Source organism: Bordetella genomosp. 6, assembly GCF_002119705.1.
GTDB lineage: Bacteria > Pseudomonadota > Gammaproteobacteria > Burkholderiales > Burkholderiaceae_B > Bordetella > Bordetella bronchiseptica_F.
This window is the reverse complement of record NZ_CP021107.1, coordinates 4,935,555-4,957,691: the sequence shown is the minus strand read 5'-3', so window position 1 is coordinate 4,957,691 and position 22,137 is coordinate 4,935,555. Positions and strand designations below refer to the sequence as shown.

Sequence of the window (22,137 nt, the reverse complement as noted above, 5' to 3'; positions counted from 1 at the left end):
AGGCGCGCGGGCCGCTACGCATAGGTATCGGCCCGCGCCAGCGCCACGCCCTGGCGGTCTTTCACCGACAGGATGGGCGCCCGGCCCTGCAGCGGCCAGTCCACCTTGAGCTGCGGGTCGTCCCAGCGCACGCAGCGCTCGTGCTCGGGCGCGTAGTAGTCGGTGGTCTTGTACAGGCACTCGGTATCGTCGGACAAGGCCAGGAAGCCGTGCGCAAACCCTTCCGGGATCCACAGCTGATGCCGGTTGCGCGCCGACAGGTAGGCGCCGGTCCAGCGCCCGAAGGTGGGCGAGCCGCGGCGCAGGTCCACCGCCACGTCATAGGCCTCGCCCGCCACCACGCGCACCAGCTTGGCCTGTGGCTGCAGGATCTGGTAGTGCAGGCCGCGCAGCACGCCCGCGCGCGAGCATGAGTGGTTGTCCTGCACGAAGCGGATGCGCCGTCCCAGTTGCGCGTCCAGGCGGTCCTGGTTGAAGCTCTCGAAGAAACAGCCGCGTTCGTCGCCGAACACTTGCGGTTCGATCAGCACGACGTCCGCGATGGCCAAGGGGGTGAGTTTCATGACGCCTCCGAAATCTTGCCCGGCGGGTTTACTGTAATCCCGGCGCCGGGTGCGGCGCTACAGGGCATGCGCACGCGCGGCCAGCGCATCCACGACCGTATCCAGGTCGAGCTGCCATTCGGGCAGTTCGGGCTCCAGGGCGTCGCGCAGCGCGCCGCAGTCCAGCCGCGAATTGGCCGGCCGTGGCGCCGGTAGCGGATATTGCGCCGCCGTGACGGGCCGGATGTGCGCCGGGTCCAGGCTCAGCGCCAGCCCGGCGCGCCGGGCCCGCGCCACGATGTGGCAGGCCAGCCCGTGCCAGCTGACATGGCCGCCCGCGCTCAGGTGCCACAGGCCGTCGGGCAGGCGGCGGCGCCGGTGCGCATCGATCGCCTGCCAGGTGACGGCGGCGATGCGGCCGGCCCAGGTGGGGGCGCCGTGCTGGTCGGCGACGACGGACAGCTCGGCGCGGGTGCGCGCCAGGCGCAGGATGGTCTTGACGAAATTGGCGCCATGGCTGGCGTAGACCCAGCTGGTGCGCAGTACCAGGTGCGGGCAGCCGCTGGCCGCGATGGCCTGCTCGCCGGCCAGCTTGGAGCGGCCGTAGGCGTTCAGCGGATGCGCGGCGTCGGTTTCCCGGTAGGCGCGGGCGCGCGTGCCGTCGAATACGTAGTCGGTGGAATAGTGGACCAGCAGGGCGTTGTTGCGGCGCGCGTAGTCCGCCATGACCGCCACCGCCTGGGCATTGATGCGCAGCGCCAGCTCCGGCTCGGCCTCGGCGCGGTCGACTTCGGTATAGGCGGCGGCATTGATCAGTATCCGCGGCGCGTAGGCATCGAGCACGGCGGCCAGCCGGCCCAGGTCGCGCAGGTCGGCCTGGCGGCGGTCCAGCGCGGCCAGCCGCGCCCATGCCGGCGGATGCGCCAGCAACGCGTCGCCGATCTGTCCGGTGCGGCCCAGCAGCAGGATATTCATGTGCCGTAATGCGTATCGAGCCAGTGGCGGTACGCGCCGCTGGCGATGTCCGCCACCCATTGCGGATGGTCCAGGTACCAGCGTACCGTCTCGCGCAGGCCCGCCTCGAACGGGGTCGCGGCCCGCCAGCCGAGCTCGCGCTGTATCTTGCCGGCGTCGATCGCGTAGCGCCGGTCATGCCCGGGCCGATCGGGAACGAAGGCGATGCCGCCGGCATGCGGTAGGCCGTCCGGGCGGGCGCGCCATTGGTCCAGCAGCGCGCAGACCGCGTGCACGACTTCCAGGTTGGTGCGTTCGCAGTGCGCGCCGATGTTGTAGGTCTGCCCGGGCTGACCGTCGCGCAGCACGCATTGGAGGGCGGCGCAATGGTCGGCCACGTACAGCCAGTCGCGTACGTGCATGCCGTCGCCATACAGGGGCAGCGCGCGGCCGGCCAGCGCATTGTGGATCACCAGCGGGATCAGCTTCTCGGGGAACTGGCGCGGGCCGTAGTTGTTGCAGCAGTGCGTGGTGATGGCGGGCAGCCCGTAGGTGTGGCGGTACGAGCGCACCATGTGGTCGCTGGCCGCCTTGCTGGCCGAGTACGGGTTGTTCGGCTGGTAGGGATGGTTCTCGGCGAAGGGGGCGGCCTGGGGCGCCAGCGACCCGTACACCTCGTCGGTGGAGACATGCAGGAAGCGGAAGGCCGCCGCCGCGGGGCCGTCCTGTTCGGCGCAATAGGCGCGCGCGGCCTCCAGCAGGGTGAAGGTGCCCACTACATTGGTCCGCACGAACGCATCGGGGGCCCGGATGGCGCGGTCGACATGCGATTCGGCGGCGAAATTGACGATGGCGCGCGGCCGGTGTTCGCGCAGCAGGCGGCGCACCAGGGCCGCGTCGGCGATGTCGCCATGCACCAGCAGATGGCGCGGATGGTCGCGCAGCGCGGCCAGGTTGGCCGCATTGCCGGCGTAGGTCAGCAGGTCCAGGTTGACAACCGGCTCGTCGCCGCTGGCCAACCAGTCCAGCACGAAGTTCGAGCCGATGAAGCCGGCGCCGCCGGTGACGAGAATGCTCATGCAGCGATTTTACGGCCGGCATGCCGGCCGTGGGGCTAGTCGGCCGGACGGGCGTGGCGGCTGGCCCAGTACACGTCGCGCGCGCCCTGCGCCTGGTTGACGTGGCGCGCCAGGACGAACAGCAGGTCGGACAGGCGGTTGAGGTACTGGCGGACGGGCGCGTTGACCACTTCGGCGCGCGCCAGCGCCACCACGCTGCGCTCGGCGCGGCGGGCCACGGTGCGGCCCAGGTGGCACAGCGCGGCGGCGCGCGAGCCGCCGGGCAGGATGAATTCGCGCAGCGGCGCCAGGCCGGCGTTGTAGTGCGCCAGCCGAGCGTCCAGATGGGCGACCTGCTCGTCGGCCAGCGCGATGTGGCCCGGGATGCACAGCTCGGCGCCCATGTCGAACAAGTCGTGCTGCATGGTCGACAGGTCGGCGTCCACCTCGGCGGGCAGGGTCTCGGCCCGCAACAGGCCGAGCACGCTGTTGAGTTCGTCGACATCGCCCAGCGCCGCGATGCGGGCGGTATCCTTGCCGACGCGCGAGCCGTCGCCCAGGCCGGTGCTGCCGTCGTCTCCGGTACGGGTGGCAATCACGGACAAGCGGTTGGCCATGGCGGGAAATCCTGGAGGTGGAAAATGTCAGGCCGCTATCCTAGCATCGCGCCCGCCGCGGGGGGCGGCGGATACGGGGCACGGAGGCGCCGGACTCAGCCCGCCAGTGTCGCGGCGTCCTCGATATCGAATCCCAGCGTGTCCAGCTCCTGGCGCAGGCCGGCCGTTTGCGCGGCATCCAGCTCCACCAGGGGCGGACGTACGGCGGCCCATTGGCGGTCGTTGGACTTCCAGGCGATCGCGGCCTTCATGGCCGGAATCATGGGAAGCCGCTGGAAAGCGGCGCGCGTCGCGTCCAGGCGGGCCTGGCGCTGGTCGGCGTCGGGTTCGCGCCAGCGGCGAAACAGCTCGACGATGGGCGCCGGGTTGACGTTGCCGGTGGCGGTGATGCAGCCCGCGCCCCCGCCGCGCAAGGTCTGCAGCAGGAAAGTCTCGCTCCCGCAAAAGACCTGGAACCCGCGCGGGGCGTGGCGTTCGAGCATGGCGGCCGTGTTGCTCCAGTCGCCCGAACTGTCCTTAACGCCGGCCACGATGCCGGGAAAGTCGTCCAGCAGCCGATCGATCAGCGTCAGGCTGATCGGCACCTGCGCCACCGGCGGGATGTGGTACAGGTACACGCGCAGGCGCGCATCGGCCACGCCTTCGATCAGGCCGGCGAAGTAGCGGTACAGCCCTTCGTCGGAGACGCCCTTGTAGTAGAACGGCGGCAGCACCAGCACGCCGGCGCAGCCGGCCTGTACGGCCTGGCGCGTCAGGGCGACGGCGTCGGGCAGGGCGCAGGCGCCGGTGCCCGGCATCAGCGCCGCCGGTTCGATCCCGCCTTCCAGCAGGGCGTCGAGCAACGCGTGCTTCTCGTCGCGGCTGAGCGAATTGGCTTCGGAATTGGTGCCGAACACGGCCAGGCCCACGCCGCGTGCGCGCAGCCAGCGGCAGTGATTGAGAAAGCGCTTGGCATCGGGGCGCAGGGCCGCGTCGAAGGGGGTCAGCACCGGCGAAAACACGCCGGTCAGGCGGGAATCATGGCTCATGGCGTACTCGTGCGGATGGATGGACGGCGCGCCGCCACCGTGCAGGTACGGGCCGGACCACAACGATTGTGGCATGCTGCCTGCGCGGAAAACAGGGTGGTTTGCTGTGTTCAGACACAAAAAATATTGCGCTCCGGGGCATGCCGGGCGGCGGCAGGCGGCGCGTATGCTTACGCGCCGGGAACCGACTGGCACAGCATGCGTCGATCCGTAAGCGGGCCGCCCCGTATCGGCCGCGGCCGCGCAGAAATGTCAGGATTGTTGCGTTTTGCCTCTGGCGCGTCCGTGCCGGCGCGGTATCCTGGCGATGATGCGCGTGCAGGGGCCGGCAATCGCGGCCCCCGCGCGACTTTGGAGGAATACATGGCTTTTTCCCGCAAATACTCGTCCCGGATGGCCGTAGCCACGGCCATGGCCGTGGTATCGCTGGCCACCCCGCTGGCATTTGCGCAGCAGGCCGACGCGACCGGCGAGGTGCGGCGCGTCGATGCCGCCGCCGGCAAAGTGTCGATCAAGCACGACGCGATCAGCGCGCTGGATCTGCCGGCCATGACGCTGGTCTATCAAATAGATCCCACGCTGTTGGCCGGGATCAAGCCGGGCGACAAAGTGCGCTTTACGGCCACGCGCAAGGACGGCCGCTACGTCGTCACGGCCATATCCAAGTAAGGGCGGGGCCGCGGCGCCCAGGCAGGCGCCGCGGCCGCCGCGCTACAGCACGTAGCGGGCCAGGTCCTGGCTGCTGGCCGTCTCGGCCAGTTGCAGGTCGACATAGGCTGCGTCGATGGTGATCACTTTGCCCGAGCTGGCGCTGGCATCGAACGACAGTTCTTCCAGCAGTTTTTCCATCACCGTGTACAGGCGCCGGGCGCCGATGTTCTCGGTGCGCTCGTTGACCGAGAAGGCCAGTTCGGCCAGCCGGCGGATGCCGTCGTCGGTGAACTCCAGCTTCACGTCCTCGGTGCCGAGCAGGGCGGTGTATTGCTTGATCAGCGAGGCGTCGGTATCGGACAGGATGCTGACGAAGTCCTCGGCGCTCAGCGAATCCAGTTCGACCCGGATGGGAAAGCGCCCCTGCAGTTCAGGAATCAGGTCCGAAGGGCGGGCCAGGTGGAAGGCGCCCGAGGCGATGAACAGGATATGGTCGGTGCGCACCATGCCGTAGCGCGTGTTGACCGTGGTGCCTTCGACCAGCGGCAGCAGGTCGCGCTGCACGCCCTGGCGCGACACGTCGGCGCCGCCCGCTTCCTGGCGTGCGGCGATCTTGTCGATCTCGTCCAGGAACACGATGCCGTTCTGTTCGACGTTGGTGATCGCGGCCGCGCGCAGATCGTCTTCGTTGACGCGCTTGGCGGCTTCTTCCTCGACGATCAGCTTGAAGGCTTCCTTGACCTTGATCTTCTTGGCCTTCTTCTTGTCGCGCGCCAGGCCGGCGAACATGCCGCGCAACTGCTCGGCCATTTCTTCCATGCCGGGCGGCGTCATGACGTCCATCTGCGGCATGGGCTGGGCGATTTCGATCTCGATCTCCAGGTCGTCGATCTTGCCCTCGCGCAGGCGTTTGCGGAAAGTCTGGCGCGCGCTGTTGTCCTCGCCGCGCTCGGGCTCGCCGGAGGCGCCGCGCGGCGGCGGCACCAGCGCGTCGAGGATGCGGTCCTCGGCCGCGTCCTCGGCATGGCTGCGCACGCGCCGCATTTCCAGCTCGCGCGTCTGCTTGATCGAGTACTCGGTCAGGTCGCGGATGATGGTGTCGACGTCGCGGCCCACGTAGCCCACCTCGGTGAACTTGGTCGCTTCGATCTTGATGAACGGGGCATTGGCCAGCTTGGCCAGGCGGCGGGCGATTTCGGTCTTGCCCACGCCGGTCGGCCCGATCATCAGGATGTTCTTGGGGTGGATTTCATGGCGCAGCGGCTCGGCGACCTGCTGGCGCCGCCAGCGATTGCGCAGCGCCACCGCGACCGCGCGCTTGGCGCGATTCTGGCCGATGATGAATTTGTCGAGTTCGGAGACGATCTCGCCGGGGGTCATGTGATTTGCGGACATGGGGTCGGTCCTTCGTGACAGCTACGCGCCTAGCGTTTCGATCACGTGATTCTGGTTCGTGTAGATGCACAGGTCGCCGGCGATCTCCAGCGACTGCTTGACGATGGTTTCGGGCGGCAGCTCGGTGTTGCGCAGCAGCGCCAGCGCGGCCGATTGGGCGTATGCCCCGCCCGAGCCGATGGCTGCCAGTCCATGCTCGGGTTCCAGCACGTCGCCGTTGCCGGTGAGCACCAGCGTGTGCTCGGTATCGGCCACGATCAGCATGGCTTCCAGGCGGCGCAGCACGCGGTCGGTGCGCCAGTCGCGCGTCAGTTCGACGGCGGCGCGCATCAGGTGGCCCTGGTGCTTTTCCAGCTTGGCTTCGAAGCGTTCCTGCAGCGTGAATGCATCGGCGGTGGCGCCGGCGAAACCGGCCAGCACCTTGTCGTGGTACAGGCGGCGGATCTTGCGGGCCGTACCCTTGATGACGATATTGCCCAGCGTGACCTGGCCATCGCCGCCCAGCGCGACATGGTTGCCGCGTCGTACGCACACGATGGTGGTGGCGTGAAATTGTTCCATTCGTTCCTTCCTTTGAACGGTTCAGATGGGGGTGGCGAGGCCGATTTCAAGCTGGCCGGGTCCGAAAAAACAAAAGGGCTATGCCTTGGAGCATAGCCCTGGTAATGCGTTCGGCCGGTGACCGAAGAATACGGGACAGGTTCGGAACCTCAGTCGCCGTACAGCTTCTGGCGCATTTCACGGCGTTCCTGCGCTTCCAGCGACAGGGTTGCCGTGGGGCGGGCCAGCAGGCGCGGAACGCCGATGGGCTCGCCGGTTTCCTCGCACCAGCCGTATTCGCCGCTGTCGATGCGCGCGATCGCCTGCTGCACCTTCTTCAGCAGCTTGCGCTCGCGGTCGCGCGTGCGCAGTTCCAGCGCATGCTCTTCCTCGATGGTGGCGCGGTCGGCCGGATCCGGGACGAACTGCGTTTCGCGCAGGTGCTCGGTGGTTTCGCCCGCGTTGGCCAGGATGTCCTGTTCGAGTTGTTTGAGCCGTTCCTTGAAGAACGCCAATTGGCGATCGTTCATGTAGTCGGCCTCGGGCATGGCCAGCAATTCCTGTTCGCTGGGCAGATCAATCGCCGTATCGCTCGTCGACTTGCTTGATTTTTTCGTTGCTGCCTTCGTAGCCATGTAAACACTCCACTATGAATCGATCCGGGCGCGGCCCGAATATTCGCGCCTGGCTGGCCGTATAACCGTTGTACTTGCGCTAGCTTGTCCTCGCAGTACGGTTTTTACTCTGGGTTTCGCATACGCTTCGATCAGAGGTGCGTTATCCGACCAGGCACTGCTCAAGACCCCGGGTGAAAATCTCCTGGGGCAGCTTGCGGCCGATGAACACCATCTTGGTGGATGGCTTTTCGGCCGCGGTCCATGCTTTGCCGGGTTCGGCGCCCATCATCATGTGCACACCCTGGAACAACATGCGGCGGTTGATGCCCTTCATGTACAGGATGCCCTTGTAGCGCAGCAGGTCGGGACCATAGACCTGCACCACGCCGCCCAGGAATTCTTCCAGCCGGGCTGGATCGAAGGGCTTGTTCGAGCGGAACACGAACGCGCCGATTTCGTCATCGTGGTGGGCGTGGTGATGATGGTGGTGATGGTTGCAATGGGCCCCGCACTCGCCTTCGTGATCATGATCGTGCTCATGGCCGTGGTCGTGGCCATGGTCGTGGTCATGATGGTGGTGGGCGGCGTCGGGGTGCTCGTCGGCCAGGAAGGCCGGGTCGATGTCCAGGATCGAGTTCAGGTTGAAGCCGCTGATGTCGATGATGGACTTGAGGTCGGCTTCGCCGAAATGCACCGGCGTGATCGGCGCGCGCGGGTTGATGCGCACCAGGCGCTGGTGCAGCGCTGCGTAGTCGACGTCGTTGACCAGGTCTTTCTTGGAAACCAGGATGCGGTCGGCGAAGCCCACTTGCTTCTGGGCTTCTTCCTGGGCGTCCAGGGTCGCCATGCCATGCTTGGCGTCGACCACCGTCACCACCGCGTCCAGGCGGTAGTACTCGGCGATGTCGTCGTCCATGAAGAAGGTCTGGCACACCGGGCCGGGGTTGGCCATGCCGGTGGTCTCGATGATGACGCGCTCGAACGACAGGTCGCCCGCTTCGCGCCTGGCGCGCAGGTCCGACAGCGTGCGCATCAGGTCGCCGCGCACGGTGCAGCAGACACAGCCGTTGGACAGCTCGATGATTTCTTCGTCGCGATCCTGCACCAGCAGGTCGTTGTCGATGCTCTCGGGCCCGAATTCGTTCTCGATCACCGCCACGCGCCGGCCGTGGTATTCGGTCAGGATGCGCTTGAGCAGGGTGGTCTTGCCCGCACCGAGAAAGCCGGTGAGGATCGTGACGGGAACCATTTTGTCCAGACTGCGCGCGGTGTTCATGGGCGAAGCGAAAGCAAAGGTCGAGTCGCGCAGGCCGCGGCTCGGATGTTGGGGCTGCGAGGGGCCGCCATTCGCGGCCGGACGCAGGATTACAGCACAGACGGGGGCCAGGGGCAAACCCCGGAGCAACCCTGGCGCGAGGGCCGAAAATCAGGCCTGGCGCGCCGCTGCGCGGACATCGTTTATCGATGCAATGAATGAAGATGGGGGCGGAAATTCCATCTTCAAGAGGGGACGGAGCGGCGCCAGGAATTGTTACCTGTCGGCGCCCCGCTTCAGTGATGCGAATGCGTGTGGCCGTGCGCCTGCGCCGGGCGGTTCTGCTGGCACTGCGGGCACAGGGCGCGGATTTCGGTTTCGTGCGTGGCCAGCGCGAAGCCGGTGCGGGCCACGCGCTCGGCCAATTGCCGGCTCATGTCGGGGTCGCTGATTTCGGCCACCGCGCCGCATCCGGTGCACACCACCAGCAGGTCGTGCGGTTCGCCGGCCGCGTCATGGCAGGCGCTCCATGCGTTGACCGCGTCCAGACGATGGATCAGGCCTTCGTCCATCAGGAAGTCGAGCGCGCGATAGACCGTGGGCGGCGCCGCGCCGGGATGTTCGGCGCGCATCGCCTCGAGCAACTCGTACGCCTTGAGGCTGCGGCCGTGGACCAGCAGCAGCTCCAGTACCTTGCGGCGGATGGGTGTCAGCCGCCGGCCGCGCTGCGTACAGAGGGATTCGGCCAGATCGAGCTGGGCGCCGACGGTATCGGCGCGGGAAGGGCGAGAGGCGGACATAACGGTCAAAAGGCGGGTAAGTGGCCAATCCGGGCCGTAATGCGTTGAAGGTATCAGAAATCCGCCAACGGCGCGCCGTGCGAATGTCCATGCCATGGTGCGCCGCCTTTATTGTTATGATATAACATAATGATTCTTGCGCTGCCCGGCCTGAACTTACCGCGCCTTTCCCGTGCCCCTGTCCCGTTTTTCCCGCTTTTTCACCCCCTCGCGTCGCGGACCGCGCCCGCCGCACTCGGTGCTGCGCGCCGGGGCCGGCGCGCGGCTGGCGGCCGCGGCGCTGGCCGCCGCCGCGCTCTGGGCCCTGACGCTCTGGGCCCTGGGGGCATGGCCATGACCGCGCCCGGCATCGCCCTGCGGGGGGCGGCCTTCGGCTGGCGCGGCCGCGCGGCCGTGCATGGCCTGACCGGCGAGTTTTCCCGAGGCTCCATGACCGCCATCGTCGGTCCCAACGGCGCGGGCAAGTCGACCTTGCTCAAGGGGCTGGCGGGAGTCCTGCGGCCGCTGGCCGGCAAGCTGGAGTGCGAGGCGGACCTGCGGCGCCGGCTGGCCTGGCTGCCACAGGCCGCCGAAGTGGAGCGTGGCTTTCCCATCACGGTTGCCGACATGGTGGCCCTGGGCGCCTGGCGCCGTGTCGGCGCGTGGCGGCGTTTCGATGCCGACGAGACGGCGCGCGTGCACGCCGCGCTGCGCCGCGTCGGCCTGCAGGACCTGGCAGGACAGGCGCTCGCAACCCTGTCGGGCGGCCAGATGCAGCGGGCGCTGTTCGCGCGCCTGCTGCTGCAGGATGCGCCCCTGTTGCTGCTGGACGAGCCTTTCAGCGCGATCGACGCGGCGACCACGGACGTCCTGCTGGACCTGCTGCGCGAGCAGCACGCCGAGGGCCGTACCGTCATCGCCGTGCTGCACGATCTCGACCTGGTGCGGCGGCATTTCCCGCGCACCCTGCTGCTGGCGGGGCGGCAGGTGGCCTGGTGCGAGACGGGCCAGGCGCTGGACGCTGCCAACCTGGCGCGCGCTCGCGGGCTGGCCATGAGGGAGGCGGCATGACACTGGCCGAATGGCTGGCCGGCCCCTTCGCCGATTACGGCTTCATGCGCCGCGCCCTGGCCGGCGCGGTGGCGCTGTCGGCGGGCGCGGCGCCGCTGGGCGTGTTCCTGGTGCTGCGCCGCATGAGCCTGATGGGCGATGCGATGGCGCATGCCATCCTGCCCGGCGTGGCGGCCGGCTACCTGCTGTCGGGCCTGTCGCTGGGTGCGATGATGGCCGGCGGTCTCGTCACCGGGCTGGCCGTGGCCCTGCTGGCTGGCCTGGTGGCGCGCCTGACGCCGCTGCGCGAGGACGCCAGCTTCGCGTCCTTCTATTTGATTTCGCTGGGGCTGGGCGTACTGCTGGTTTCGCTGCGCGGCTCCAACATGGACTTGCTGCATGTGCTGTTCGGCACGGTGCTGGGCCTGGACGATGCCGCCCTGCTGCTGGTGACGGCCGTGGCCAGCGCCACCCTGTGCGTCCTGGCGCTGGCGTACCGGCTGCTGGTGGCCGAGTGCCTGGATCCGGGGTTCCTGCGCGCGGCCGGCGGGCGCGGGGCCTGGGTGCACATGCTGTTCATGGGCCTGGTGGTGCTGAACCTGGTGGCCGGGTTCCAGGTATTGGGCACGCTGATGGTGGTGGGCCTGATGATGCTGCCGGCCGCCGCCGCCCGATTCTGGGCCGGCTCGGCGCCCGGGCAGATCGCCCTGGCCGCCGGTTCGGCCTGCGCGGCCAGCGCCGTCGGCCTGCTGGTTTCGTTTCATGCAAATGTGCCGGCCTCGCCCGCCATCATCCTGGCCGCCGGCGCGTTCTACCTGTTTTCGGTCGCATGCGGGCCGCATGGCGGGCTGCTGGTCGCAGCCCGGCGTGCGCGCCTCGCGCGGCCATGGCAACCCGAAGGAGATCCTCCATGAAATCGCGCATCCTGGCGCTGGCCGCGGCTGTCCTGCTGGCCCCGCTCGTCGCCGCGGCCCAGCCCCTGCAGGTCGTCGCCAGTTTTTCCATCCTGGCCGATATCGCCACCCAGGTGGGCGGTCCGGACGTGGCCGTGCGGAGCCTGGTCGGTCCGGACGGCGACGCGCACGAATACGAGCCGACCCCGGCCGACGCCCGCAAGCTGGCTGCCGCGCAGGTGCTGGTGGTCAACGGCCTGGATTTCGAAGCCTGGCTGCCGCGCCTGCAGAAGGCCGCCGGCTTCGCGGGCCGCACCGTCGTGGCCTCCAAGGGCGTCGAGCCGCGCAGGCTGGATGACGCCCACGAGGAACACGAGGAACACGAGGCGCACGGCGACCACGACGACCGCCACCACGATCACGACCATGGACACCACGGCGAGCATGACCATCATCATGGCGACCTTGACCCGCATGCATGGCAGGACCTGGCCAATGGCGCGATCTATGCGCGCAACATCGCGCGCGCCTTCGCCGAGGCCGATCCCGCGCATGCACAGGCCTACCGGCAGCGCGCCGATGCCTACGTGGCGCGCATCGAGGCGCTGGACCAGCGCGTGCGGCAGCTTTTCGAAGCCATCGAGCCGGCGCGCCGCAAGGTCGTCAGTTCGCATGACGCCTTCGGCTACTTCGGCCAGGCCTATGGCGTGCGCTTCATTGCGCTGGCCGGCGTATCCACCGACGCCGAGCCGTCGGCCGCCGACATGGCGCGCATCATCGAGCAGGTGCGCCGCGAAAGCGTGCCGGCGGTGTTCGTCGAAAACATCGCCAACCCGCGGCTGGCGCAACAGTTGACGCGCGAAACGCAGGCCCGGCTGGGGGGCACGCTGTATTCCGACGCGCTGGCCCGGCCCGGCGAGCCGGCCGGCACCTATCTGGGAATGTTCGAATGGAACGCGCAACAACTCGCCGCCGCCTTGCGGCCCTGACGGCGCTGGGCGCGCTGTGGACGGCCGGCGCCGGCGCGCATCCGCATATGTGGATCGATGCCCGGGCCGTGGTGGAGTTCGACGATGCCGGCCGCATCGCGGCGGTGCGCCAGGTATGGCGCTTCGACGATATGTTTGGCGCCTACGCCACCCAGGGCCTGTCCAGGCAGGCCGGCGGCGGGCTGGCCCCCGAGGTGCTGCGGACCATGGCCGAGGACTGGATGAAAGCGTTGGGCGAGCCGGTGTCGCACTACTTCACGCGGGTCACGCAGGGCGGACGCACCTTGCCGTTCGGCCCGCCGCGCGATGCCGCCGTCAGCTTCGAGGATGGCCGGCTGGCGCTGGCCTTCACGCTGCCGTTGGCGGCGCCGGCGCCGGCCGGCGGCGCGACGGCGGTCGATATCTACGACCCCACCTATTTCGTGGCCTATGCCTTCGACGAGGCGGGCGCGACCACGTTGCGCGGCGCGCCCGCCGGATGCAGCCAGGCTTATCGGCCGCCGCGTCCGCTGGATTGGGCCACCATGCAGCAACTGGCGGCCATTCCTGCCGACCCCGAGGCGCTGCCGGAAGAGCTGTTCGCCATTACCAAGGGTTTGACGCATCGTATCGAGGTGACATGTCCGTAGTTCGAGCAGGCGCATTGGCCGCGCTGGTATTGGGTTGCCTGGCTGCGCTGCCGGCGGCCGCGCAGGGAGCGCATCCGTTCGGGGTGCCCGAGGCGACCGGGGCGCCAGGCTGGCTGGCCGGCTGGTTCGGCCAGGTGGCGGCGTGGCAGGCGCACTTCTACCGGCAATTGACTGGCGCGGTGCGGGCCTGGCAGGCCGAGGGCGGCGCGGCCTGGATGTTGATCGGTTTGTCGTTCGCGTATGGCGTCTTCCATGCACTGGGCCCCGGCCATGGCAAGGCGGTGATCGCTTCCTATGTGGTGGCCAATCGCCAGACGGCGCGCAACGGCGCCTGGCTTGCCCTGTTGTCGGCGTTGGCGCAGGCGCTGGTGGCCGTGGCGCTGGTCACGGTGCTGGCGGCGGTCCTGGGCGCCACGGCCGCGTCGATGAACCGCGCGACGCAATGGCTGGAAACCGCCGCGTACGCGGTGGTGAGCCTGCTGGGCGCGTGGCTGGTCTGGCAGAAGGCGTTGCGGCCGTGGTGGGCGCGCGGCGGGGGGCATGAACATGGACACCACGCGCATCGTCACGCGCAGGGATGCGCTTGCGGGCACGCGCACGCGCCCGCGGCGCGGCAGGCAGCCGGCCCGCTGAACGTCCGCAAGGCGTGGGCCGCCATTCTGGCGGTGGGGTTGCGACCGTGCAGCGGTGCGCTGATCGTGCTGGTGTTCGCGCTGGCGCAGGGGTTCTTCCTGGCCGGCGTGGTGGCCACCCTGGCCATGGGGCTGGGCACGGGCTTGACCGTGGCCGCGCTGGTGGCGCTGGCGGCGGGCGCACGCGATGCCGCGACCCGGCTGGGCGCGCGCCTGTCGACCCGTCGCGCCGCGATGCTGCGCCAGGCGATCGAAGCCTTGGCGGCCGTGGCGGTGCTGCTGCTCGGGCTGTCGTTGCTGGGAGGGCAATTGGCGGTCTTGCGCTAAGGCTTGCCGGCATCGGGAGGGATATCACGCTGCCTTGATGCCGGATTGATTTGTGATGTTATATCGTTTCATCAATAGAATGTTATATCGTTTCATATTGGAGGGAAAATGCGATTCGAACGGCATCCGTTGAGCGCCGCCCTGGCGCTGGCGTTGGCTTGGCAAGGCGCGCACGCGCAGGCGACGCAGGGCGGCACTCCCGAGGCGGCCACGCTGGCGCCAATCACGGTTTCGGCCAGCCCGCTGGCCGGCGACCTCGACAGCATGACGGCGCCGGCGGCGGTGCTGGCGGGCGATCAACTGCTGCTGCGCCGCCAGGGAACCCTGGGCGATACGCTCGATGGACTGCCGGGCGTGCACGCCGATACGTTTGGCGGCGGGGCGAGCCGGCCGGTCATCCGCGGCCAGACCGCGCCGCGCGTCAAGGTGCTGTCCGATGGGTCCGAGCTGATGGATGCCTCGGCCATTTCACCGGACCATGCCATCACCACAGAGCCGCTGCTGGCCGAAAAGATCGAGGTGCTGCGCGGACCGGCCACGTTGCTCTATGGCGGCGGCGCGATCGGCGGGGTGGTGAATGTGCTGGACCGCAAGATCCCCACCGCGGTGCCGGAGCAGGGCATCGAGGCCGAGGCCGAGCTGCGTGGCGCGACCGGCACGAAGGAGCGCGCCGGCGCTATTGGCATTACCGCCGGCAGCGGCAATTTCGCGGTCCGCGTCGAGGGCCTGAAGCGCCGCAGCAGCGACTATCGCGTGCCCGACTGGCCCGACGGCAAGCTGGCCGGTTCGTATAGCGAATCGGGCCAGGGTACGGTCGGCATGTCATGGATCACGCCGCGCGGCTACGTCGGCGTGGCATTCACCCATCTCGAAAGCAAGTATGGCCTGCCCGGCCACAACCACGAGTACGAGGGCTGCCATCCGCACGGTTCGCACCTGCATTGCGGCGGCCATGACGAGCACGGCCACGGGCACGACCACGACGCGGATGCGGGCGAGGCGGAGCACGACCATGAGCACGAGCATGGCGCGGGCGACGTGCCCTATGTGAAGTTGCGCAGCAACCGTACCGACCTGCGCGCCGAATACACCGACCCCTTCGCCGGCTTCGAGAAAATCCGCTTTCGCGGCGGGCTGACCGACTATCGCCATGACGAGATCGAAGGCGGGCAGGTGGGCACGCGTTTCCAGAATCGCGGCTACGACGCGCGCCTGGAACTGACGCACCGGCCGCTGTACGGCTGGCATGGCGTGGTGGGCGTGCAGACGTCGTACAGCGACTTCCGCGCCACGGGCGAAGAGGCGTTCCTGCCGCGCAGCAAGACGCGCGCCCACGGCCTGTTCCTCCTGGAGGAGTACCGCTGGGCCGACTGGCGTTTCGAACTGGGCGCGCGGCAGGACTGGCAGCGCGTTTCGCCGCAAGGCGGCGCGCCGGCGTCCCGCACCTCCGGCACGTCGCTGTCGGCGGCCGCCATCTGGGACTTCGCGCCGCAGTACTCGCTGGCCCTGTCGGTGTCGCGTTCGCAGCGGCTGCCCTCGGCCCAGGAGCTGTATGCCGACGGCGTGCACCTGGCCACCAATACCTACGAAATCGGCGACCCGGGGCTGGACCGGGAAACCTCGCGCAATGTCGACCTGACGCTGCGCAAGCACAGCGGCGATACCACCTTCAGCGTCAGCGCCTTTCACAACCGGGTGAAGAACTATATCTACGCCAACACGCTGGACCGCTACGAAGACTTCCGCCTGATCGAGTACACGCAGCGCGATGCCGAATTCACCGGCGTCGAGGGCGAAATCCGGCACCGTTTCGGCAAGGTGTTCTCGGCGGCCGTGTTTGGCGATTATGTCCGCGGACGGCTGACGGGCGGCGGCGGCAACCTGCCGCGTATCCCGGCCGCGCGCCTGGGCGTGCGCGCCGATGCGCAATGGCAGAACTGGGCGGGGGGCGTGGAGTACTTCCACGTCTATCGCCAGGACGATATCGCGGCCTACGAGTCGTCCACGCCGGGCTACGACATGGTCAACGCCACCATCCGCTATCGCGGCAAGCTGGACCGCACCGCCTACGAGGTCTACCTGCGCGGCAACAACCTGCTGAACAAGCTGGCGTTCAACCATGCGTCGTTCATTTCGACGGTGGCGCCGCTGCCGGGGCGCAGCGTATTGCTGGGCGTGCGGCTGACGTACTGAGGGCGCAGGGTTCAGCGCGAGGTCTTGCGGCCGGCGCGCGGGTGCGCCTGGTCGTAGGCGCGCGCCAGGTGCTGGAAATCCAGCCGCGTGTAGACCTGGGTGGTCGATATGTTGGCGTGGCCCAGCATTTCCTGGACCGCGCGCAAGTCCTGGGCCGATTGCAGCACATGGCTGGCGAAGCTGTGGCGCAGCACGTGCGGGTGCACATGCGCCGGCAGCCCGGCCGCCTGGGCCAGGCGCGCCAGCTGCAACTGCACCACGCGCGGCGCGATGCGGCGGCCGCGTGCGCCGACGAACAGCGCTGCCGCATCCTGCGGACCGGCGCCGGCGGCGGCCAGTCGCGGGCGCGCCTGCAGCCATTTGTCCAGCGCGGCCAGCGCGCTTTGCCCGACCGGCACCGAGCGCCGCTTGCCGCCCTTGCCGACGACGATCACCTCGGCATCGTCGCGGTTGAGCCAGCTGCGGGATTCGTACTCGGGCGTGCGCTCGTAGCGCAGGTCCAGGCCGACCAGTTCGGCCAGCCGCAGGCCGCTGGAATACAGCAGTTCGAACATGGCGTGGTCGCGCAGCGCGGCCGGCTCGGTGGCCAGGCGCGCGGGGGCGTGATCCAGGAGCGCCTGGGTCTGTTCGACCGAGAGCGCCTTGGGCAGGCCGCGCGGCGCCTTGGGGGCGCGCACGCCGGTGGCCGGATTGCCGGGCAGGCCGGCGGCCGGGGCCCACCATTGATAGAAGCCGCGCCATGCCGCCAGCGCGCGCGCCAGGCTGCGCGGCCCCAGGCCTTGCGCGTGCAGGCGGGCGACGAAGTGGCGGATATGGCCGTTGGCGATGCGCTCCAGCGGCAGTCCGGCCGCGGCTGCCTGTTGCGCCAGTTGCCGCAGGTCGCGCGTATAGCCGTCGAGCGTGTGCGCCGAGTAGCGGCGGTGCGCCTGCAGGTGCCGCAGCCAGTCCGCCATGGGCTGGGGCAGGGGGCTGGCGGCGGGGGCGGCGCTCATGCGGTCCGGCAGGGTCAGGCGGCGGCCAGCGGTGGCGTGCCCAGGCGCCGCAGCGCGGCCGAAGCCAGCTTGCCGATGGCCTCCAGGAACGCGGTGCCCATGTCGGGGGCGAAGCGCGCGGCGTCGTCCGAACCCAATACGAGCAGGCCGATGGTCGGCGCGTCGGCGTCCGGACGCAGCGCCACCAGCGCCAGCGATTTGGGCTTGGCGTCCAGCCAGCTCACCGCTTCGAATTCGGTATCGGTGCCGCAATACGGCGTCTTCAGGCTGTCGGCGAAGGTGCGCACATCGTCGGAGACGGGCTCGCCATAGCCGCTTTCCGGCAGGCCATCCAGGCGCCACAGGCGCAGCGCCACGTGGTTGAGGTCGAACTGCTCGGCCAGGCCCAGGGCGATTTCGCCCGGGACGTGCTGCGCATCGGCCTCGGCCAGCATGCGGCAGCACCACTGCGACAGATGGTCGCCGATGGTCTCGTTGCTGTTGGCGTTGCGGATCAGCTCGTTCAGGCGCCATTCGAGTTCGCGGGTGCGTTCGCGCAGCGTCTGGATCTGGCGCTCGCCCAGCGAAATGGCGCGCGAGCCGTGCGGGTTGGGAATCTGCAGCGTGGCGAACACGTCGGCGTGTTCGATGAAGAAGTCGGGGTTGTGTTGCAGGAATTCGGCAACAGCGTGGGCGTTCAGGGGCTCGGTGGGGGTGTGCGCAGTCATGGGGACGCTGATCTCGTACTCGCTGGCTAACGGTGCAGGCCGCTGGTGAATACCAGGCGGTCGATATCGACCCGGCCGCTGAAAACGGAAATGGCCGGACCGGTCATGCGCAGGCGCTCGCCGTTCCAGTCCACGGTAAGCACGCCGCCGCGCGTGTGTACGCGCACCGGCGAATCGAGCAGGCCGCGCCGCACGCCGGCGGCGACGGCGGCGCAGGCGCCGGTGCCGCAGGCCAGCGTTTCGCCGGCGCCGCGTTCGTAGACGCGCAGGCGGATCTGGTGGCGGTCGACGACCTGCATGAAACCGACGTTGACGCGGCGCGCGAAGCGCGGGTGCGATTCGACCAGCGGGCCGATCACACCGACCGGGGCGGCGTCGACATTGTCGACCACTTGCACGGCGTGCGGGTTGGAAATGGCCACGGTCGAGATCGCCACGCTGCGCGGCAGGCCGGCCGGCGCGTCGATCTCCAGGTTCCAGACCGTATCCTGGCCCTGCGTCTGGGCGCTCAGGCCGGTGGAGTCGAACGGCAGGGACGGCGGGTCGAAGCGGGTGCTGCCCATCTCGACCGTAACCTGCTCGTCTTCGCCCTCGTCCAGCACGATGACGCCGGTCACGATCTCGGCGCGCAGCGGGTTGCGCGTCGACAGGCCCTGCTCGTGCACGAAACGCACGAAGCAGCGCGCGCCGTTGCCGCAGTGTTCGACTTCGCTGCCGTCGGCATTGAAAATGCGGTAGCGGAAATCAGCGTCGGCCCGCGTGGCCGGTTCGACCAGGAGGATCTGGTCGGCGCCGATGCCGAAATGACGGTCGGCCAGCGCGCGCGCGCGCTCGGGCGTCATTTCAATGTCTTGACGGACGCCGTCGAGCACGACGAAGTCGTTGCCCGCGCCGTGCATTTTGGTGAAGTTCCACATCATGCATGGATTATCACCCATTCCGACGCGGAAAACCCTGGGCCCCCGGGATGGCCGCCGTTTCAGTACAGCTTGGGCTCGCCCAGCGGGCGCGTCTTGAAGCGGCGATGCACCCAGTAATACTGGCTGGGGCAGCGCAGCACCCAGGACTCCAGCTCGCGGTTCAGGCGCGCCGTGGCGTCTTCCAGGGAACCGTCGCCCGGGAAGTCGGGCAGTTCGGGCAGGACTTCCACGTGGTAGCGCCCGGTGCGGGGATCCCAGAAATCGAGGATGGGCAGCACCGCGGCGTTCCATTTGCGCGCCAGCTGGGCGGTGGCCAGCAAGGTCGCGGCCGGCACGCCGAAAAAGGGTACGAAGACCGAACCGGCGCGTCCGAAATCCATGTCGGGCAGGTAGTACACCGGGCGCGGTTCGCGCAGGTGGCGCACCAGGTCGCGCACGCCGTCCTTGCGGCTGACCAGGAATACTTCGTTGAAGCGCGCCCGGCCGGCGCGGACGATGGCGTCGACCGCGGGATCGCTTTGCGGCGTGTACATGGTGGCGCCGCTGGGCACTTCCATGGTCAGGCGGGTGGCCGCCGCGTCCAGCGCCACGAAGTGGGGCGCGAGCAGGATGACGGGGCGGCCCGCCGCGATCAGGGCGTTGATGCGTTCGGCGCCGGTCTGGGTGACCATCTCGCGCACGGCCTCGGGCGAGCCGTACCACAGCACGCCGCGATCGACGATGGACTGGCCCAGGGCGCGGAAATGCTCGCGCGCCCAGCGTTCGCGCACCGCCTCGGGCTGGTCGGGAAAGCACAGTTCCAGGTTGCGCCGCACGATGCGCACGCGCGAGCGCGCCAGCCGGTAGCTCAGCCAGCCCACCAGGGCGCCGGCCCGTTGGCGCGTGGCCGGGCGCATGCGCGCGAAGCCGCGCAGCATGGCGGTCAGCGCGCGGGTCTTGAATTGGCTCATTGTTCGGGTTCCTGCCGCGCGCTGTCGGGCGCCGGCGGGGCGCCACGCGGGACTTTGTAGCGGTTGTATCCCCACAGGTATTGCTCGGGGAAGCGCCGGATCAGCGACTCCATGGCGCCGTTGATCAGGGCGGCCTGCTCCTGCGGGCTGTCGGGCAGCGGTCCGGGCACGCGGGCATAGTGGATGCGCCAGCCGCGCCCGCCCGGCAGGCGTTCGCCGGCGGTCAGGATGACGGCCACGCCGGTCTGGCTCGCCAGCTTGCCCGGCAGCGTCATGGTGTAGGCCATGCGGCCGAAGAACGGCGCCCAGACGCCGTCGCCCACGCCGGGCGCCTGGTCGGGCAGCATGCCTACCGATTCGCCGCGCCGCAGGGTGCGCACGAACTCGCGCACGCCCTGCATGGTGGCCGGCACGGCATTGACCGCCGAGGTGTTGCGCGCCGTCTCCAGCACCGGGGCCAGCAGGGCCTTGCGCGGGGGGCGGAACATCACCGTCATGGGCATCTGGCGCGCCAGGTAGCGCGCGGTGATTTCGAAGCAGCCCAGGTGCGGCGTCAGGAACAGGATGCCGCGCCCCTCGGCGCGCGCCGCCTCGACGATGGCGTAGTCATCCGACACCACTTTTCCCAGGCTTTGTTCGTTGCGAAACCACACTCTGGGCATTTCCAGGATCATGGCCCCGATTTCGCCGGCGGCGCGGCGGGCGAAGGCGGGCTGGGGATAACCGGCCTGGGCGGCGTTGGCGCGCAGGCGGTCGCGGTATTTGCCGGGAAAGGCGTACGCCAGCCGTCCCAGCAGCCGGCCGGCCGCATGCAGGAACGGCAGCGGCAGGGCCGCGACCATACGTAACAGGGTGACGAGCATCGATGCGAATGAAAGGGCGGTACGTTGGGTGTTGGCCGGGAATGTCCGCTATTTGTATAGAAGGACTCTCCAAGCATAAAGTGCGCATTTTCGCCTAAAATACTCGGGTCGCCGAGTTAACCGACAACTTGCGGGGCGACAGTGGGGGTGGCGCTGGTGCGCCAAGTCCGCGCAAAATCCGCTAAAGCGTCGCGCCCAGATCTTCCGTACACAGCGATCCCGGGGTGCAGCGCGCCTCGTAACCTGTGCGCCGGCTTCATGCCGGTACGTGAGGAAGTATCTGTGGCCAACAACGATTTTCTGTTTACCTCCGAATCCGTCTCCGAAGGGCACCCCGACAAGGTCGCCGACCAGATTTCGGACGCGATCCTCGACGCGATCTTTACGCAGGATCCCAACGCCCGCGTAGCCGCCGAAACGCTGTGCAACACCGGTCTGGTGGTGCTGGCCGGCGAGATCACCACCACCGCCAACGTCGACTACATCCAGGTCGCGCGCGACACGATCCGGCACATCGGCTATGACAATACCGATTACGGCATCGACTACAAGGGCTGCGCGGTGCTGGTCGCCTACGACAAGCAGTCGCCCGACATCGCCCAGGGCGTGGACCGCAGCTCGGAAGACTATCTGAACCAGGGCGCCGGCGACCAGGGCCTGATGTTCGGCTACGCGTGCGACGAGACCCCCGACCTGATGCCGGCCCCGATCTGGTACGCGCACCGCCTGGTGCAGCGCCAGAGCGAACTGCGCAAGGACGGCCGCCTGCCGTGGCTGCGTCCCGACGCCAAGTCGCAGGTGACGTTCCGCTACGTCGACGGCCGCCCGGCCGAGGTCGACACCGTGGTCCTGTCCACCCAGCACTCGCCCGAGATTTCGCAGGCCTCGATCCGCGAGGCGGTGATCGAGGACATCATCAAGCCCAGCTTTCCCGAGGGCCTGATCACGCCGAAGACCAAGTTCCTGGTCAACCCGACCGGCCGCTTCGTCATCGGCGGCCCGCAGGGCGATTGCGGCCTGACCGGCCGCAAGATCATCGTCGACACCTATGGCGGCGCGTGCCCGCATGGCGGCGGCGCGTTCTCGGGCAAGGACCCGTCCAAGGTCGACCGCTCGGCCGCCTACGCCGCCCGCTACGTGGCCAAGAACGTGGTGGCCGCGGGCCTGGCGCGCCAGTGCCAGGTGCAGGTGAGCTACGCCATCGGCGTGGCCGAGCCGATCAACATCACGGTGTACACGGAAGGCACCGGCGTGATTCCCGACGAGCAGATCGCCAAGCTGGTGCGCGAGAACTTCGACCTGCGCCCCAAGGGCATCGTCAACATGCTGGACCTGCTGCGCCCCATCTACACCAAGACCGCTGCCTATGGGCACTTCGGCCGCTCCGAGCCGGAGTTCTCCTGGGAGGCCACCGACAAGGCGGCCGCGCTCAAGCAAGGCGCCTGAGCCGTTCACCCGGTGTCGCAGAACGCCCCGCCTGGCGGGGCGTTCTGCTTGGCCGCGCCGGTGGCAGGGATATCGGAACCGGGACGGGGTCCCGATGCTAAGCTGTCGCC

Annotated in this window: 23 protein-coding genes; 8 read left to right on the top strand and 15 right to left on the bottom strand. The window is 68.9% G+C overall.

Features of this window, described 5'->3' with window-relative positions:
• Nucleotides 1–14 precede the first annotated feature (14 nt).
• The 5 genes from rfbC to CAL11_RS23305 all read right to left on the bottom strand — a co-directional run bounded on the left by rfbC (nt 15) and on the right by CAL11_RS23305 (nt 4,199).
• Nucleotides 15–563: a dTDP-4-dehydrorhamnose 3,5-epimerase gene (rfbC, locus tag CAL11_RS23325; RefSeq protein WP_033470722.1), complete on the bottom strand. Its 549-nt coding sequence runs from the start codon at nt 561–563 to the stop codon at nt 15–17.
• Between the two features lie 57 nt (nt 564–620).
• Nucleotides 621–1,517, bottom strand: a complete 897-nt coding sequence (gene rfbD / locus CAL11_RS23320) for a dTDP-4-dehydrorhamnose reductase (RefSeq protein WP_086094398.1) — start codon at nt 1,515–1,517, stop codon at nt 621–623.
• Nucleotides 1,514–2,575, bottom strand: a complete 1,062-nt coding sequence (rfbB, locus tag CAL11_RS23315; RefSeq protein ID WP_086094397.1) for a dTDP-glucose 4,6-dehydratase — start codon at nt 2,573–2,575, stop codon at nt 1,514–1,516. The genes rfbD and rfbB overlap by 4 nt, the downstream gene beginning before the upstream one ends.
• Nucleotides 2,576–2,610: 35 nt before the next feature.
• A complete protein-coding gene (locus CAL11_RS23310) occupies nt 2,611–3,171 on the bottom strand; it encodes a cob(I)yrinic acid a,c-diamide adenosyltransferase (protein ID WP_033465971.1) in 561 nt (186 codons plus the stop codon).
• 95 nt (nt 3,172–3,266) lie between these two features.
• Nucleotides 3,267–4,199: a dihydrodipicolinate synthase family protein gene (locus tag CAL11_RS23305; RefSeq protein WP_086094678.1), complete on the bottom strand. Its 933-nt coding sequence runs from the start codon at nt 4,197–4,199 to the stop codon at nt 3,267–3,269.
• Between the two features lie 363 nt (nt 4,200–4,562).
• Between CAL11_RS23305 and CAL11_RS23300 the strand changes: the two genes are divergently transcribed.
• Nucleotides 4,563–4,868, top strand: a complete 306-nt coding sequence (locus CAL11_RS23300) for a copper-binding protein (RefSeq protein WP_033465973.1) — start codon at nt 4,563–4,565, stop codon at nt 4,866–4,868.
• A gap of 42 nt (nt 4,869–4,910) precedes the next feature.
• On the opposite strand, the gene hslU is transcribed toward CAL11_RS23300, so the two are convergent.
• The 5 genes from hslU to CAL11_RS23275 form a co-directional block, all read right to left on the bottom strand.
• Nucleotides 4,911–6,245, bottom strand: a complete 1,335-nt coding sequence (hslU, locus tag CAL11_RS23295; protein ID WP_015064722.1) for an ATP-dependent protease ATPase subunit HslU — start codon at nt 6,243–6,245, stop codon at nt 4,911–4,913.
• Between the two features lie 21 nt (nt 6,246–6,266).
• Complete coding sequence (gene hslV / locus CAL11_RS23290) at nt 6,267–6,806, bottom strand: ATP-dependent protease subunit HslV (RefSeq protein WP_033465975.1); 540 nt, start codon at nt 6,804–6,806, stop codon at nt 6,267–6,269.
• A 149-nt stretch (nt 6,807–6,955) separates the two neighbouring features.
• Entirely contained in the window at nt 6,956–7,420 is a 465-nt protein-coding gene (gene dksA / locus CAL11_RS23285; protein ID WP_003807164.1) for an RNA polymerase-binding protein DksA, read from the bottom strand.
• 142 nt (nt 7,421–7,562) lie between these two features.
• On the bottom strand, nt 7,563–8,678 hold the full coding sequence (locus CAL11_RS23280) for a CobW family GTP-binding protein (RefSeq protein ID WP_015064721.1): 1,116 nt from the start codon (nt 8,676–8,678) through the stop codon (nt 7,563–7,565).
• Between the two features lie 275 nt (nt 8,679–8,953).
• Nucleotides 8,954–9,457: a Fur family transcriptional regulator gene (locus CAL11_RS23275; RefSeq protein ID WP_015064720.1), complete on the bottom strand. Its 504-nt coding sequence runs from the start codon at nt 9,455–9,457 to the stop codon at nt 8,954–8,956.
• A gap of 327 nt (nt 9,458–9,784) precedes the next feature.
• On the opposite strand from CAL11_RS23275, the gene aztA reads away from it, so the two are divergent.
• The 6 genes from aztA (at nt 9,785) to CAL11_RS23245 (ending at nt 16,149) form a co-directional block, all read left to right on the top strand.
• Nucleotides 9,785–10,507, top strand: coding sequence for a zinc ABC transporter ATP-binding protein AztA (gene aztA, locus CAL11_RS23270; RefSeq protein ID WP_033470713.1), 723 nt, complete (start codon nt 9,785–9,787; stop codon nt 10,505–10,507).
• Entirely contained in the window at nt 10,504–11,400 is an 897-nt protein-coding gene (locus tag CAL11_RS23265; protein WP_033470710.1) for a metal ABC transporter permease, read from the top strand. Before aztA ends, CAL11_RS23265 begins: the two co-directional genes overlap by 4 nt.
• Entirely contained in the window at nt 11,397–12,368 is a 972-nt protein-coding gene (locus CAL11_RS23260) for a metal ABC transporter substrate-binding protein (RefSeq protein WP_086094396.1), read from the top strand. The genes CAL11_RS23265 and CAL11_RS23260 overlap by 4 nt, the downstream gene beginning before the upstream one ends.
• A 47-nt stretch (nt 12,369–12,415) precedes the next feature.
• Nucleotides 12,416–12,997, top strand: a complete 582-nt coding sequence (locus tag CAL11_RS23255) for a DUF1007 family protein (RefSeq protein ID WP_235202704.1) — start codon at nt 12,416–12,418, stop codon at nt 12,995–12,997.
• Nucleotides 12,988–13,956 (top strand): nickel/cobalt transporter, encoded by a 969-nt coding sequence (locus CAL11_RS23250; protein WP_033467266.1) that lies wholly within the window; start codon nt 12,988–12,990, stop codon nt 13,954–13,956. Before CAL11_RS23255 ends, CAL11_RS23250 begins: the two co-directional genes overlap by 10 nt.
• A 108-nt stretch (nt 13,957–14,064) precedes the next feature.
• On the top strand, nt 14,065–16,149 hold the full coding sequence (locus tag CAL11_RS23245) for a TonB-dependent receptor domain-containing protein (RefSeq protein ID WP_050485083.1): 2,085 nt from the start codon (nt 14,065–14,067) through the stop codon (nt 16,147–16,149).
• 11 nt (nt 16,150–16,160) lie between these two features.
• Here CAL11_RS23245 and xerC read toward each other — a convergent pair whose 3' ends face one another.
• The 5 genes from xerC to CAL11_RS23220 are packed head-to-tail and all read right to left on the bottom strand — an operon-like array spanning nt 16,161 to nt 20,581.
• Entirely contained in the window at nt 16,161–17,141 is a 981-nt protein-coding gene (gene xerC / locus CAL11_RS23240) for a tyrosine recombinase XerC (RefSeq protein WP_015064714.1), read from the bottom strand.
• A gap of 14 nt (nt 17,142–17,155) precedes the next feature.
• A complete protein-coding gene (locus tag CAL11_RS23235; protein ID WP_015064713.1) occupies nt 17,156–17,848 on the bottom strand; it encodes a DUF484 family protein in 693 nt (230 codons plus the stop codon).
• Nucleotides 17,849–17,874: 26 nt separating this feature from the next.
• Nucleotides 17,875–18,786 (bottom strand): diaminopimelate epimerase, encoded by a 912-nt coding sequence (gene dapF / locus CAL11_RS23230; RefSeq protein WP_033470704.1) that lies wholly within the window; start codon nt 18,784–18,786, stop codon nt 17,875–17,877.
• Between the two features lie 41 nt (nt 18,787–18,827).
• On the bottom strand, nt 18,828–19,718 hold the full coding sequence (locus CAL11_RS23225) for a lysophospholipid acyltransferase family protein (RefSeq protein WP_033467274.1): 891 nt from the start codon (nt 19,716–19,718) through the stop codon (nt 18,828–18,830).
• Nucleotides 19,715–20,581 carry a lysophospholipid acyltransferase family protein gene (locus CAL11_RS23220; protein ID WP_033467277.1) on the bottom strand — a complete coding sequence of 289 codons (867 nt, stop codon included), beginning with the start codon at nt 20,579–20,581 and terminating at the stop codon, nt 19,715–19,717. Before CAL11_RS23220 ends, CAL11_RS23225 begins: the two co-directional genes overlap by 4 nt.
• 282 nt (nt 20,582–20,863) lie before the next feature.
• Here CAL11_RS23220 and metK point away from each other — a divergent pair, with 282 nt between their 5' ends.
• Nucleotides 20,864–22,027: a methionine adenosyltransferase gene (metK, locus tag CAL11_RS23215; protein ID WP_033467280.1), complete on the top strand. Its 1,164-nt coding sequence runs from the start codon at nt 20,864–20,866 to the stop codon at nt 22,025–22,027.
• Nucleotides 22,028–22,137 lie beyond the last annotated feature (110 nt).

Excerpts from the sequence above, each read along its gene's own strand:
- CAL11_RS23225 (WP_033467274.1), bottom strand. The coding sequence starts at position 19,718 with ATGAGCCAATTCAAGACCCGCGCGCTGACCGCCATGCTGCGCGGCTTC.
- CAL11_RS23235 (WP_015064713.1), bottom strand. The coding sequence starts at position 17,848 with ATGACTGCGCACACCCCCACCGAGCCCCTGAACGCCCACGCTGTTGCC.
- CAL11_RS23305 (WP_086094678.1), bottom strand. The coding sequence starts at position 4,199 with ATGAGCCATGATTCCCGCCTGACCGGCGTGTTTTCGCCGGTGCTGACC.
- dksA (WP_003807164.1), bottom strand. The coding sequence starts at position 7,420 with ATGGCTACGAAGGCAGCAACGAAAAAATCAAGCAAGTCGACGAGCGAT.
- CAL11_RS23245 (WP_050485083.1), top strand. The coding sequence starts at position 14,065 with ATGCGATTCGAACGGCATCCGTTGAGCGCCGCCCTGGCGCTGGCGTTG.
- CAL11_RS23280 (WP_015064721.1), bottom strand. The coding sequence starts at position 8,678 with ATGAACACCGCGCGCAGTCTGGACAAAATGGTTCCCGTCACGATCCTC.
- CAL11_RS23255 (WP_235202704.1), top strand. The coding sequence starts at position 12,416 with ATGTGGATCGATGCCCGGGCCGTGGTGGAGTTCGACGATGCCGGCCGC.
- hslU (WP_015064722.1), bottom strand. The coding sequence starts at position 6,245 with ATGTCCGCAAATCACATGACCCCCGGCGAGATCGTCTCCGAACTCGAC.
- CAL11_RS23275 (WP_015064720.1), bottom strand. The coding sequence starts at position 9,457 with ATGTCCGCCTCTCGCCCTTCCCGCGCCGATACCGTCGGCGCCCAGCTC.
- xerC (WP_015064714.1), bottom strand. The coding sequence starts at position 17,141 with ATGAGCGCCGCCCCCGCCGCCAGCCCCCTGCCCCAGCCCATGGCGGAC.
- CAL11_RS23300 (WP_033465973.1), top strand. The coding sequence starts at position 4,563 with ATGGCTTTTTCCCGCAAATACTCGTCCCGGATGGCCGTAGCCACGGCC.
- CAL11_RS23220 (WP_033467277.1), bottom strand. The coding sequence starts at position 20,581 with ATGCTCGTCACCCTGTTACGTATGGTCGCGGCCCTGCCGCTGCCGTTC.
- rfbB (WP_086094397.1), bottom strand. The coding sequence starts at position 2,575 with ATGAGCATTCTCGTCACCGGCGGCGCCGGCTTCATCGGCTCGAACTTC.
- rfbC (WP_033470722.1), bottom strand. The coding sequence starts at position 563 with ATGAAACTCACCCCCTTGGCCATCGCGGACGTCGTGCTGATCGAACCG.
- hslV (WP_033465975.1), bottom strand. The coding sequence starts at position 6,806 with ATGGAACAATTTCACGCCACCACCATCGTGTGCGTACGACGCGGCAAC.
- rfbD (WP_086094398.1), bottom strand. The coding sequence starts at position 1,517 with ATGAATATCCTGCTGCTGGGCCGCACCGGACAGATCGGCGACGCGTTG.
- CAL11_RS23260 (WP_086094396.1), top strand. The coding sequence starts at position 11,397 with ATGAAATCGCGCATCCTGGCGCTGGCCGCGGCTGTCCTGCTGGCCCCG.
- dapF (WP_033470704.1), bottom strand. The coding sequence starts at position 18,786 with ATGGGTGATAATCCATGCATGATGTGGAACTTCACCAAAATGCACGGC.
- CAL11_RS23250 (WP_033467266.1), top strand. The coding sequence starts at position 12,988 with ATGTCCGTAGTTCGAGCAGGCGCATTGGCCGCGCTGGTATTGGGTTGC.
- CAL11_RS23310 (WP_033465971.1), bottom strand. The coding sequence starts at position 3,171 with ATGGCCAACCGCTTGTCCGTGATTGCCACCCGTACCGGAGACGACGGC.
- CAL11_RS23265 (WP_033470710.1), top strand. The coding sequence starts at position 10,504 with ATGACACTGGCCGAATGGCTGGCCGGCCCCTTCGCCGATTACGGCTTC.
- aztA (WP_033470713.1), top strand. The coding sequence starts at position 9,785 with ATGGCCATGACCGCGCCCGGCATCGCCCTGCGGGGGGCGGCCTTCGGC.